The following is a 12,994-nucleotide window of genomic DNA, read 5'->3' on the forward strand; positions in this document are numbered from 1 at the left end:
CCCGGCATCGGGGAACACGGAAGGTTGGAACGGGTGAGACCTCAGTATAGAAGCCATGGCAAGTTTCACCCATACCGTGAAAAAAGACCTGATTCGGCCTATGCTGTCAGACTTTTCAGACCTTGGCAGGCTCAGGAGAGGAGTTGGAACTATGCAGAGTTACTGGCCGGAATTTCTGACGGTGGCCCTCGTCCACTTGCTGGCAGTGGCAAGCCCCGGTCCGGATTTTGCCGTGATGCTCAGACAGGCGCTCTGCCAGAGCCGAAGGAACGCGCTGCTGACAGCCATCGGTATCGGCGGGGGCATTCTGGTGCATGTCTGCTATTCCTTGCTCGGAATCGGCCTGCTGATCCAGCAATCGATCATGCTTTTCAATGTTCTCAAGGTGCTGGGGGCACTCTACCTTGCCTGGATTGCCGTTCAGTGTTTGAGGGCCCGGGCCGGTGGCGTTCATGTAGAACAGGCCCCGACGGGAGGGCAATCCGGTCTTGCCGCCCTGCGGTTGGGTTTCCTGACCAATGCCCTGAATCCCAAGGCAACGCTGTTTTTTGTCTCCCTGTTCTCTGTTGTGATCAGCCCGGGCACGCCCATTGCGCTCCAGGCCGGCTACGGCATTTACATGGCTTTGGCCACGGGGCTGTGGTTTGCCATGGTCGCTGTTTTCTTCACCCTGCCCCGGATCCGCCGCGGGTTTAACCGGTTTGGCCACTGGCTGGACCGGCTGATGGGCGGTGTTCTGATGTTACTGGCAGGCCAGCTGCTACTGTCTACAGTGAGCGGATCAGAGCCTCCGTCTGCGCCCATCCCAGACAAGGATCGGTAATCGAGCAGCCGTAGCGCAGGTCTTCACCATCGTCCTGGCGGCCCGGTTCCAGGAAACTTTCCAGCATCAAACCACGGATATGCTGGTTGCCGGCACGGCGCTGGGCCATTACTTCCCGGGCGATATCCAGCTGTCGTTCGGCCTGCTTGCAGGCATTGTCATGGCTGCAGTCCACCATCACCGCAGTCGACAATCCGGCTTCTGCCAGGGCCCCAACGGCCTGCTCAATACTTGCAGCATCATAGTTGGTAATACCTCGGCCACCGCGCAACACCAGATGGGTATCAGGGTTGCCCCGGGTGGTAATCATGACCGGCGCCCCGGTCGCGGACACCCCAAGGTGGTGATGAGGATGGGATGCCGACTTCATGGCGTTGGTTGCCACGGCAATACCGCCATCGGTGCCGTTCTTGAAGCCGGTGGGCATCGGCAGGCCACTGACCATTTCACGATGTACCTGGGATTCGGTGGTTCGGGCACCAATGGCAGTCCAACTTACCAGATCACCCAGGTAATCCATGGCGAACGGGCTCAGGGCCTCGGTGGCCAGCGGCAAACCCATGGCCGCCAGATTCAACAGCAGGCGGCGGGAGCGGCGCAGCCCCTCATTCAGATCGCCTTCTCCTGTGCGCTCCGGGTCGTACAGCAGCCCTTTCCAGCCGACCGTAGTCCGGGGCTTCTCCAGATACGCCCGCATAACGATGAGGAAGCGGTCGCTGACGTCGTCCGCCAGGGCCTTCAGCTTCTTCCCGTATTCCAGGGCCGCCACCTCATCGTGTATGGAACACGGCCCCATTACGATCAGGGTTCTGCTGTCCTCGCCCTGTAGAATGTCCCGGATGGCCTGCCTCTGCTCCTCTACCTGTTGGACGACAGCGGCACTGGCCGGCATCTCAAGTCTCAGCTCCGCGGGCGTCGGCAGAACCACTTCCTGTCGGTGCCGCGCCTGAGTCTCCGCATCCTGGTGTGTCAGTTCAGTGTTCAAGGGCATGTTCATGTCAGTGTTCCCGTTTCCCTGCGTCAGAATCAAAAAAGCCCCGGCTGGGCTACCAGTCGGGGCTTTTTGAGTCCTGTGGCAGCCTGGGTTTTCTGCCGGGCTGCCTTCCTCGTTATTCGTTCGATGAAGATCCTATGGGCGGCCCCGGCTCTGGCTAAAATAAAAGCCATAACCAAACCACCAGAAAAACACAGCAGCGACGGCAGCCGCCGGCTTGGCGCCGAAAGCTTGCAAAACATTCAATTGACAGGTCGCGTGTGTCGTCTTCATGCTTTTCAATATATACCCCTGGTTTTCACCTTGGCAACCCGTGTGTCGGAGTTTTTTTCGACTCCGACAGAAGGATTGGAGCACTGAATGGTCGTTTTTGTCCGAGGATACCCCCTGCAGCTTTTTCTTGTTCTGCTGCTGGGACTTTGTTCCAGCCAGGCTCTGGCCCAGGCGGAATCTCGCGTGTACCAGCTCAATAACCGACCAGGCGACGATGTGGCGGTGCAGATCCGCGAGCTTTACCAGGGCTCGCCGGTAACCGTGACCGCCCGGGGCCAACAACTGGTGGTACGCGGTGAACCCGACCTGCTGGACGAAATCGGACGGCTTGTCGAAACGCTTGATGTAGCGCCCGTTCAGGTCAGGATCACTGTTCGGTCCAGAACGGATAGCGGCGGCAAACGCTCAGGTGCCGGCATTTCCGCGTCTAACGGCCGCGCCGAACTCTCTGCCGAACGTCGCGTTACCACTACCGGCAGCGCCCAGGAGCGGACCCTGGTGATGCAGGATGGCCAGTCGGCACATATTACGTCAGGCCAGGTCCGGACGATTCCAGTCGCCATTCGCGGCGGTCGTAATCCCGCGGCTTTCCTGCAACAGGTCGAAACCCGCAGCGGGTTTCTGGTCAGTCCCCAGGTCATTTCCGATCAGGCGGTGGAACTGAGCATTGTCTCGTTCGAGGAGGAACCGGCAAATATGGACGGATATGAAACGGAAGCGGTCGTTACCATTCGCCGAGTTGAGCCGGGACAGTGGGTGTCACTGGGTAGCACAACAACCCATTCCAGCCAGGAGCGCAGTGGAATTACCTATCAGGTGAACAGTAGCCGCTCCGACAATCGCAGTTTTGAAGTCCGAGTCGATATTCTGCCCTGAATCAGGCCTGTCGCTTGCCGAGAAGTACCTGTTTGGCTTCGTTCAGTTTGGCTGCCAGGTAATCGTTTCCGCCCCGGTCGGGGTGAAGTTTCTGCATGAGCCGGCGATGCGCCATCACGATTTCCTCTTCAGAGCAGCCGGCTTTTACCCCGAGAATATCGCAGGCCTCTCGTTCTGACATCTGCCCAGCCAGATCAGTGCCCGAGCCAGAATGATCACTCGCCTGCTCACGGCTTTCTTGCCCCGGCTTCCTCCCCATGAACCGGTTGATTTCCGGAGCAAATTTCAACAAGGCGGGAAGCTTGCGCAAGAGGGGAATCACAGCCGCAACTGCCGCTGTGAGCACATGCACGCGTCCGGTCAGGACCATGAACACCAGCAAGGCTCCACCGACCACGAGGATCACCTTCCAGGTGGCCGCCTTTTTCTTTTCCGCGGACAACGCGCCCCACTGTTTCAGAATCACAAAAACGGCGGCTGCCAACGCAAGCCCCAGAATCCACTGCATTATTGATCCTCACCCTGAATACCGTCGTAATTCTGTCATCGACGCGAGCTACATTACCAGCACCCTGCAGGGAAAGCCGCCCCTCATGAAAACACCCAGACAGCCTTGATGCTTGTCAAATCCGGCAAACCCGGAGTCTAGATAGAAATACTTACAACCCAGTGACAATAGCGACCCTGATTTTGTAGGATGCTATGCTTCCCAAAATCTGACACAGTTCCCCAGGACCCGAACCATGCGCACTGCTTCCCGCTTTATAATCGTCATTATTTTTCTCGGCGTAGTGCTCGGAGGCATCTTCGGCTACAAGTTCTACCAGTTTGGCCAGATGCAAGAGCAGATGTCCCAGCCTCAGCCACCCGCCCAGATTTCCGCGGTTGAGGCCCAGAAAGAAGCCTGGACGCCCGCCATCAAGGCTGTCGGCAGTGTTGAAGCCATCAACGGCATCCAGGTGGCCAACGAAGTGCCCGGCGTCATTGAGACCATCAATTTCGAATCCGGTGACCAGGTCAGCCGTGGTGATGTATTGATCCGGATTGATTCAGCAATCGATGAAGCCGCCCTGCGCACACGTCGCGCCGAGGCACAGTTGGCCGAGCAGGAGTTCAAGCGGGTGTCCGACCTGCTCCCCAAGCGCGCAGTATCCCAGTCCCAGTACGATGAAGCCAAGGCCAATTTCGACGCGGCCCGCGCAAGGGTGAATGAAGCCGAAGCACAACTGAGCAAAAAAATCATTCGGGCGCCCTTTGATGGCACGCTGGGTATCCGGATGGTCGACCAGGGTGAGTATATTGCCACCGGCACCCCGATTGTCGAGATCAACATGCTGGATCCGATCTACGTCGACTATACCCTTTCCGAGAAAAACCTGCCGAACGTGAAGACCAGCTATCCGGTAGTCGCCACTGTCGCTGCCGTTCCGGAGCAGGATTTTGAAGGGTCCGTCAGCGCCATCAACACCTCGGTCAACCCGGAAACCCGGACGGTCCGTGTCCGCGCCACGCTCTCCAACCCGGACAACCTGCTGCGCCCCGGCATGTTTGCCACCGTTCTGACACAGCAGCCGGAAGACAACGAGGTTGTGACCGTGCCACGCACTGCAATCTCCTACAACACCTATGGCGATTTCGTGTTTGTGGTTGAGGAGAACGACGAGGGCAATCTGGTCGTTAGCCGCCGCACGGTAACCACCGGCGAAACCCGTAACACCCGTGTTGCCGTTCTGTCCGGCCTGGAGGCCGGCGAAACCGTCGTCGAGAAGGGTTTGCTGCGTCTGCGCGCTGGCCAGCAGGTGGCCATACAGGAAGAAGACCAGAAGCAGGGGGCGTCTGAGTAATGCGCTTCACTGACATATTTATTCACCGTCCCGTCCTGGCGACGGTGGTCAGCCTGCTGATCCTGCTCCTGGGCGCCCGGGCGGCCATGGAAATGGAGATCCGGCAATACCCCGAGCTCGAGAGCACCACCGTGACGGTCACTACGGCCTACCCCGGTGCCAGCTCAGACCTGATCAAGGGCTTTATCACCACGCCGCTGCAGCAGGCAATCGCTGAAGCCAGCGGCATCGACTATCTGACATCCACCAGTTCCCAGGGCACCTCCACCATCGAAGCAAAGATGGTGCTGAATTATGACGCCAACGCGGCCCTGGCGGAAATACAGGCCAAGGTGGCAAGCCAGCGGAACGTCCTGCCGGCCGAAGCCCAGGATCCGGTGATAACCTCCACCACCGGTGATTCGACGGCGCTGATGTACATTGCCTTTTACAGTAACGAGCTGGCCGTACCCCAGATCACCGATTACCTCACCCGCGTGGTCCAGCCCAGACTCCAGGCGCTCTCAGGAGTGGGCAAAGCGGAACTGCTGGGCCGCAAATTCGCCCTGCGGGTGTGGCTGGATCCGGAACGCCTGGCGGCGGTGGACATGACACCCCAGGAGGTGGTGGCCAGACTCAGGGCCAATAACTACCAGGCTGCCGTCGGTAACACCAAGGGCACCTACACCGAAATCAGTATGACCAGCGACACCGATGTGGGTGATCCGGATGCGTTCCGCAATCTGGTGGTCAAGCAATCCAATGGCACCCAGATCCGCCTGCAGGACATCGCCCGGGTTGAGCTGGGTTCTGAAACCTACGATCAACTGGCTCTGTACAAAGGCCAGCCGGCCACCTATGTCGCTATTGAGCTGGCTCCCGGGGCCAACCCTCTGACGGTCGCCGGTCTGGTAAAAGACCAGTTACCGGATATCGAAAGCCAGTTGCCTTCCGGTCTGGATGTGCGCCTGGCGTACGATGCCTCAGACTTTATCGAGGATTCCATCAACGAGGTTATCCAGACACTGCTGGAAGCCATGATCATTGTTCTGGTGGTGGTATTCCTGTGCCTCGGTTCCATCCGGGCGTCGATTGTTCCCTCCGTCGCCGTGCCACTGTCGCTGGTTGGCGGTGCGTTCATCATGCTGATGTTTGGTTTCTCGCTGAACCTGCTCACCCTGCTCTCCATGGTGCTGGCCATCGGCCTGGTGGTGGATGACGCCATCATCATGGTAGAGAACGTGCACCGACACATTGAACAGGGCGAATCGCGCTTCGATGCTGCCATAAACGGTGCGCGCGAAATGGCGGTTCCCATCATCGCCATGACCACCACCCTGGTGGCCGTATACGCCCCCATCGGTTTCATGGGCGGGCTGGTCGGCTCGCTCTTCACCGAGTTTGCGTTCACGCTGGCAGGGACCGTGGTTATTTCCGGCATTGTTGCCCTGACGCTTTCTCCCATGCTATCGGGCAAGGTGCTGAAACCCCACGGCAACCCCGGCAGATTCGAGCAGGTGGTTGAGAAAACCTTCAACGGCCTGGCCGCAAGCTACAAGTCTGCTTTGAGCTCACTGATGCAGACCAAATCGGTGGTGGTCTTCTTCGCCGTCGTTGTACTCGGCTCCATCTACTTCATGGTCTCCATGAGCCAGAATGAGCTCGCCCCTACCGAGGATCAGGGCATTCTCTTCTATCAGGGGCTTGGCCCCCAGACCTCCACCCTGGATTACCTGCTGGAGCACGGTGATGAAATCCAGGAGCGGATGTCGACGGTCCCGGGCTACAACGAGGACTTCATGATCATCGGTATTACCGGGCCCAACGCGGTCTTCGGTGGCTTCAAGCTGGCGCCCTGGAGTGAGCGGGAGATCAGTCAGTTTGAAGTACAGCCGAAGCTGGATGCCGAGCTCAAGAATGTCACCGGACTGCAAACCGCGGTGTTCCCGCGGCCTTCGCTGCCCGGCTCGGGCGGCGGCCTGCCGTTCCAGTTCGTAATCACCACCGGCAGCAGCTACGAGCAGCTGGATCAGGTAGCGGATGAGATGCTGGGTAAAGCCATGGGCAGCGGCAACTTCATGTTCCTGCAGAAGTCCATCAACTTCGATCGACCAATTACCCGCATCAACGTTGACCGGGACCGGGTTGCCGACCTGGGCCTGTCCATGCAGGACGTTGGCCAGAGCCTGTCGAGCATGCTTGGTGGCGGCTACATCAACCGGTTCAGCATGGAAGGTCGTTCCTACCAGGTGATTCCACAGGTTGACCAGCAGTTCCGGCTGGACGCCCAGGCGCTCAATGAGTACTACATTCGTGCCGACAATGGCGAACTGGTACCACTGGGCAGCGTGGTGAGCTTCAGCCAGGATGTTGAACCGTCCAACCGGACTCAGTTCAACCAGCAGAACTCTCTGACACTTCAGGGCGTGGTTATGCCGGGGATTGCCGCCGGCACTGCCATGGACTTCATGGAGCAGACCGCAGCTGAGGTTTTCCCCCAGGGCTTCAGCTACGACTACACCGGTCAGAGTCGCCAGTTGGCGACCCAGGGTAGCGCCCTGATGGTGACCTTCTTCCTGTCGCTGCTGGTGATTTACCTGGTGCTGGCGGCCCAGTTCGAAAGCTGGCGGGATCCGTTCATCATCCTGGTTTCGGTGCCCATGTCGGTTGCCGGCGCCATGGCGTTCATCGTGCTTGGCTTCGCCACCATGAACATCTACACCCAGGTGGGGCTGATAACGCTGATCGGGGTGGTCTCCAAGAACGGCATCCTGATTGTCGAGTTTGCCAACCAGTTGCAGAAGGAACGCGGACTTAACAAGGTGGATGCAGTGATCGAGGCGGCGGCGATTCGCCTGCGGCCAATCATCATGACATCACTGGCGCTGATCTTTGCCATGGTGCCGCTGCTGATTGCCATTGGCCCGGGCGCGGAAAGCCGCTTTGCCATCGGCCTGACGATCAGTGCAGGTCTTGGTATCGGCACCCTGTTTACTATCTTTGTCTTGCCGGCGTTCTACATCCTGCTGGGCCGTGATCATCACGGTTCAGCCTCCGATGAGTACGGCAACGGGTCCGAATCCGAGGGTAAATCGGCCCCCGTCCACTGACCCGGAGTAAGACATCAGGCCCGGCCACGGCAACGTGAGCCGGGCTTTTTTGTGAATCGCCTCAGGACAGCATCAGATCCGGCTCTTCCACGATCTGTTTGCCAGCTCCACTGCCCTGAAGGTTTCGCCGCCATTGAACCGTTTCGCTGGGCAATTCCCCGAAATGTTCCCGGTACAGGGCCGCGAACCGCCCCAGGTGGGAAAAACCTGCATCGGCGGCATACCATGAGATGTGCGGCACGTCGCACTGGCAGTCCACCAGACGCTGACGCACCCTTAGCAGCCGGTTTCGCTGGTACAACCGGTAAGGTGTCATACCAGTTTCCCGTTTCATCAGATAGTAGAGGTTACGTTCGCTGACGCCGGAATGGCTGGCCAGTTCCTGAAGGTTGAAGTCCCAACCCGGCTCGTATCTGATTTTTTCGATGGCCCGGAGTAACCGGCGATCGAGTTTCGGGCACTGACAGGTAAAATCCGATTTCACCGGGGAACGTGTCAGGTTGAGGAAAAGGTCATTCGTGAGCCTGATGGCATCCGAATCATCCCGAAAGAAGGGTGCCCGATGAAGATAACAGGTGATGAGCTCTTCGTAGTTTGACAGAGAGACGTCACTTGCATCGGGAACAACCGGGGCCGAAAAGTCCGGTTCCAGCCTGACAATCAATACCCTCGATCTCGGCGTCAGACGCAATCGAAACCGGTCTTCCGGCCATGCAAGGGCCAGCCCGCTCAGGTATTGCCAGGGTTCATCACGTGTTGCGATCTCGGGGTTGCCGGCCCTCGGTAACAGGAAAACAGGCTCAGTCGCCCGGCAGCCTGTAATTTCCATGCCCTCCGCGGCATACAGACAGATCAGGCGGCCACGCTCGGTGGTCAGCGTCGACAAGGCACCTACCTGGTGGCCACTGCCCTCAAACAGGGAGCAGTCGATGTCGTCACACCCGGACAACTCGCGAATCGCGGCCAGCCACTCAGCGATGGAGGCACGATTAAGTCGAAGATAGGCATCGAGTTCCAGTTCTGGCGCAGTATTTGGCATAGAGATCCGGGATGAGAGTTTGCCCCTTATTAAAACAATCGGGGTATCCGACCTAGCCAAATCTTGCAAAATGCCCGTGGAAAGGCATCGAACTGATCTAATCTTGATTTCGATCAAAAAATAAGGGAATCAGTTCCTGCCAGGGCGCTGGCCTGGCCATCAGGAAACCCTGCCCACGGTGGCAGTTCAACTCCCGCAGTTTGTTGTGCTGCTCCTCGGTCTCGATACCTTCGGCAACCACTTCCAGATCGAGGGCCTCGGCAATTCCAAGGATCGCAGAGACGATTCGGGAATCGCGGGATTTTCCGCCAAGACGCCATATAAACTGACGATCAATCTTCAAGACTTGCACAGGAAGCGCATGCAAATAGGCGAGAGAAGAGTAGCCGGTCCCGAAATCGTCGATCGCAACCACCACGCCCTGCTCGCCGAATTCCTGCAGCCGGTTCAGACATTGTCGCGACAAATTCATCAGATGGGTTTCGGTTATCTCGATTTCCGGTACCCAACCCACACCACGAATGCGTTCAAACAGCGGCGTCAGCAAGGCCTCCAACCGGGAATCGGTAATCTGACGCGCCGAAATATTGATCGCCAGGCCGAGCCCTTCAGGTAACCTTGCCGTCTTGTCTGAGAGATCGGCTAACACACACCGCACCAGATGTTCGGTCAGCTCATGGATGTGGCCCCGCTGTTCGGCAATGGCAACAAAATCCCCCGGTGATACCGGGCCGAACTCCGGATGATTCCAGCGCAGCAGCGCCTCCACCACAGCGACCTCACCAGTCGCGAGGTGGTACTGGGGTTGATAGACCACACTGAATTCCTCCGGGGCGGTCTTCACCGATGCGATCAACGCCTCGGAAAGACGCTGCCTGTACCGCCCCCTTTCGGTATCCACAGCACTGTAAATCCGGTAGCAGGACCGCCCCGCCATCTTGGCCGAGTACATTGCCCGATCTGCATTTTGCAACAGCTCAGCACCGGTTCGGCCATGACCCGGGTAGACGGCAGCGCCAACCGATGCCGACAGAAAGTACTCCCGCGCACCTACGATGATCGGCGCCTGGAAAATCTGCGTCATGCGCTGACATACACTCTCCAGGTCCTCATCATTCTGCAGTTCGATGATAACCGCGAACTCATCGCCGGAAAGCCGTGCAACCACATCGCCCTTTCGCAGAACGCTCTTTATACACTGGGCAGCTTGCTGCAGCACCTGATCGCCACATTCATGTCCGTGCAAGTCGTTAATAGACTTGAAGAAATCGAGATCGACGTACAGCACCGCAAAACATCCGCCGTCACGCTCCCGCTGAGCCACACGAGCTTTGAGAAACTCCTGGAACAGCGAACGGTTGGGCAGCTCCGTCAGCGGATCGTAATAGGCCAGCGAGGCTAGACGTTCATCGCCGGCAGCAATGTCGCCAACATCGGTAAAGACACCGGCAAAGAACTGTCGCCCGTCGCGGATCACAGGATAAATCGTCAACCATTGGGGGTAAGTCTCGCCATTCTTGCGACGATTCCAGATCACCCCTTCCCAACGCCCGTAATCACTCAGGCTTTTCCACATGGCCTGATAGAACTCCGGCGAATGAAGCCCGGAGCTGAGCATGGACGGCGCCTGACCAACCACCTCCTCCGCCTGGTACCCGGTTACAGACCGGAACATCCGATTCACATAGGCAATTCTGGGCTCCGTCGTCGACAGCATGATTGCCCTGGGGTGGTTATCCACCAGCGCCCTGAAATCTTGTTGTTGTAATACCTGCATGCACTGCTCACTCCCTTCGTGCAGCCCTGAACCTGGTCAGACCAGTTGCAGTCACCAGCATAATCAGTATCTGTCGCCAACCTAGCCACATATTGCAAAAACACAATTGCTACGACCAAAGCAGGAGAAAACATGAAGAAACGTTCAATTTTTGCAATAACCGGATATCGAACAGACAGAAGGCGGCCGATAGTTAGTCAACGTCACGAGAACCGATACCGAGGCAAGAATACTTCATGCGAATCAACGAACCCGTCAGCCAAAAAGAACGGGGATACCCGGACCACTATCACCTGATCACCACCACCGACCTTCGCGGCAAGATCACCGCCGCCAATGAAGAGTTCGCCGAAGTGGCCGGCTACACAGTGGACGAACTGGTCGGCCAGCCCCACAACCTGATACGGCATCCGGACATGCCACCGGGCGCCTTCAAGAATCTCTGGCAGACCATAAAATCCGGTGAATCCTGGCGGGGTATGGTTAAAAACCGCTGCAAGAATGGCGATCATTACTGGGTGGACGCCTTTGTCACCCCGATCCGCAAAGACGGTGAAATTGTTGAATTCCAGTCGGTTCGCACCCGTCCCCGGCCAGACCAGATTGCCCGGGCCGAAAAACTGTACGCAGCCTGGAACCGGGGCAAGGTGCCACGCCGATACCTGGCGATCAGCCCGCCGTTGTCACTGAAAATCGGCTGTCTCTATGGACTGCTCGCTTTCGCGCTTGCCTGGTTTGGCCTGTCCGAGCTGACGCTGCCTCACCTGCTGTTGTTGCAAGGGCTCGTGTTGTCGGTATTCATTGTCTTTTTCTGGCTGGCGCTACCGATGATGCGCAGTGCCAGGGCGGCCTGCTGCGAAGCGCATCCGGCCATGCCCTGGGTCTATACCGGCCGTCGGGATGAAGGCGCATGGATCGAATTCGATCGTCAGAAACGGGACGCGGTACTCAGGGCGGTTTCCGCCCGCATGCATGCCAACGTCGGCAAGCTCCATGGCCGGAAACAGCGCACCGTCGAGTGGGTTGCCAACTCGGTGGCCAGCATTCGCAGCCAGCAGGATGATATCCAGGACATAACCCGGGCCTTCGAGGAACTGGCAGAGAGCGTTCGTCGGGTCAGTGAGCTGACCGCCCGTACTCACGAGGCAACAGACGATGCACACCAGTCAGCGGGCCAGTGTCGTGGTCAGATGACCTCCATGAACCAGTCATTGTCGGATTTGAAGGAACAGCTCACCGTTGCCAATGGACGCATGAAGACGCTGTCTGAAAAAAGCGACGCCATCGGCATGGTTCTGGACGTCATCTCGGACATCGCCGAGCAAACCAATCTGCTGGCATTGAATGCCGCCATCGAGGCCGCCCGCGCTGGCGAGTCAGGACGCGGCTTTGCCGTCGTTGCCGATGAGGTGCGAGGCCTGGCCCAGAGAACCCACGAATCCACCCGAAAGATCGAAGAGATGATCGGCGCCCTGCAAACCGAAACCCACGAAGTGGTCGAGGTGATCAACAGCGGCACCCACTGCTGCCAGCAGACGGCGGGCATCGCCAGTGAAGCCAGTGAAACCCTGGAGGCAACACTGAAAGATGTCGATGTCATAACCACCTGCACCCACGAAGTGGCGGGTGCCACCGAGCAACAGGCCGCGTTGAGCGTTCAGGTGGAACGCCAGGCGGCACGACTGCTGGAGCTGGGTAACCGCTCGGTCCAGAGCAGTGAAAACGCCCGGGAAGAATCCGAAAACCTGGGCAATAACGTGGATCAGGCCCAGCTACTTACCAGCCATTTCCTGCAGATGCTGGTCGATCGACTGTTACCGGCACCCGTGTCTGAAAGCGGTAAGCGATTCCCCGAGCCGACACAATAGGGTAGGCTGGCGATCAACCCTCTGACCAACCGTGGAAGATCGCTGCAACCGTGACCCTTGGAACCCTGTTCTGGCTGTTCGTGGCCGGATTCGCTGTCTGGTACTGGTGGCGCGCCAAAGCCATCAAGGATTTCGTGCTGCAGGCGGCGCATCGCTACTGCAAAAGCATGGACGTGATGCTGCTGGATGATGCGGTATTCCTCCGTGGTCTCTGGTTCAAGCGCGACGACCAGGGAAAGATCCGCGTGTGGCGCCGTTTCCTGTTCGATTTCACGTCTACCGGCGAGGAACGCTACACCGGGCGTATCATCATGCTGGGCCAACGCATCCAGCATATGGAACTGGAACCCCACCGGTTTTCCTGAATACGCAGCCTCCCTGTCCTCACCCATTTGGGCGATTCCTGATCGT

At 58.2% G+C, this 12,994-nt stretch carries 10 protein-coding genes; 6 read left to right on the top strand and 4 right to left on the bottom strand.

The annotated features are described in order from the left end of the window. Positions 1 to 151: 151 nt before the first annotated feature. The gene (locus tag GJU83_RS07110) at positions 152 to 823 is read left to right on the top strand and encodes a LysE family translocator (protein ID WP_069182050.1); all 672 of its coding nucleotides are present in this window, start codon (positions 152 to 154) and stop codon (positions 821 to 823) included. On the opposite strand, the gene GJU83_RS07115 is transcribed toward GJU83_RS07110, so the two are convergent. Then, on the bottom strand, positions 768 to 1,820 hold the full coding sequence (locus tag GJU83_RS07115) for a 3-deoxy-7-phosphoheptulonate synthase (protein WP_069182051.1): 1,053 nt from the start codon (positions 1,818 to 1,820) through the stop codon (positions 768 to 770). The two genes, GJU83_RS07110 and GJU83_RS07115, sit on opposite strands and share 56 nt — an antisense overlap. A 357-nt stretch (positions 1,821 to 2,177) precedes the next feature. On the opposite strand from GJU83_RS07115, the gene GJU83_RS07120 reads away from it, so the two are divergent. Further along, a complete protein-coding gene (locus GJU83_RS07120; RefSeq protein WP_069182052.1) occupies positions 2,178 to 2,966 on the top strand; it encodes a secretin N-terminal domain-containing protein in 789 nt (262 codons plus the stop codon). Position 2,967: 1 nt separating this feature from the next. On the opposite strand, the gene GJU83_RS07125 is transcribed toward GJU83_RS07120, so the two are convergent. Further along, positions 2,968 to 3,474: a DnaJ domain-containing protein gene (locus tag GJU83_RS07125; RefSeq protein ID WP_069182053.1), complete on the bottom strand. Its 507-nt coding sequence runs from the start codon at positions 3,472 to 3,474 to the stop codon at positions 2,968 to 2,970. Positions 3,475 to 3,709: 235 nt separating this feature from the next. Here GJU83_RS07125 and GJU83_RS07130 point away from each other — a divergent pair, with 235 nt between their 5' ends. Both GJU83_RS07130 and GJU83_RS07135 read left to right on the top strand, forming a co-directional pair. After that, positions 3,710 to 4,810, top strand: coding sequence for an efflux RND transporter periplasmic adaptor subunit (locus GJU83_RS07130; RefSeq protein WP_069182054.1), 1,101 nt, complete (start codon positions 3,710 to 3,712; stop codon positions 4,808 to 4,810). Continuing rightward, on the top strand, positions 4,810 to 7,899 hold the full coding sequence (locus GJU83_RS07135; protein ID WP_069182055.1) for an efflux RND transporter permease subunit: 3,090 nt from the start codon (positions 4,810 to 4,812) through the stop codon (positions 7,897 to 7,899). Before GJU83_RS07130 ends, GJU83_RS07135 begins: the two co-directional genes overlap by 1 nt. Before the next feature lie 61 nt (positions 7,900 to 7,960). Here the strand turns inward: GJU83_RS07135 and GJU83_RS07140 are convergent, their stop codons facing one another. Continuing rightward, positions 7,961 to 8,938 (bottom strand): AraC family transcriptional regulator, encoded by a 978-nt coding sequence (locus tag GJU83_RS07140; protein WP_069182056.1) that lies wholly within the window; start codon positions 8,936 to 8,938, stop codon positions 7,961 to 7,963. 97 nt (positions 8,939 to 9,035) lie between these two features. Beyond that, positions 9,036 to 10,715 (bottom strand): putative bifunctional diguanylate cyclase/phosphodiesterase, encoded by a 1,680-nt coding sequence (locus GJU83_RS07145; RefSeq protein ID WP_069182057.1) that lies wholly within the window; start codon positions 10,713 to 10,715, stop codon positions 9,036 to 9,038. Positions 10,716 to 10,951: 236 nt separating this feature from the next. Between GJU83_RS07145 and GJU83_RS07150 the strand changes: the two genes are divergently transcribed. Both GJU83_RS07150 and GJU83_RS07155 read left to right on the top strand, forming a co-directional pair. Continuing rightward, positions 10,952 to 12,583 carry a methyl-accepting chemotaxis protein gene (locus tag GJU83_RS07150; RefSeq protein ID WP_069182058.1) on the top strand — a complete coding sequence of 544 codons (1,632 nt, stop codon included), beginning with the start codon at positions 10,952 to 10,954 and terminating at the stop codon, positions 12,581 to 12,583. A gap of 50 nt (positions 12,584 to 12,633) precedes the next feature. Then, entirely contained in the window at positions 12,634 to 12,948 is a 315-nt protein-coding gene (locus tag GJU83_RS07155) for a DUF3301 domain-containing protein (protein ID WP_069182059.1), read from the top strand. Positions 12,949 to 12,994: the final 46 nt, after the last annotated feature.

It is taken from the genome of Marinobacter salsuginis (genome assembly GCF_009617755.1).
In the GTDB taxonomy this organism is placed as follows: domain Bacteria; phylum Pseudomonadota; class Gammaproteobacteria; order Pseudomonadales; family Oleiphilaceae; genus Marinobacter; species Marinobacter salsuginis.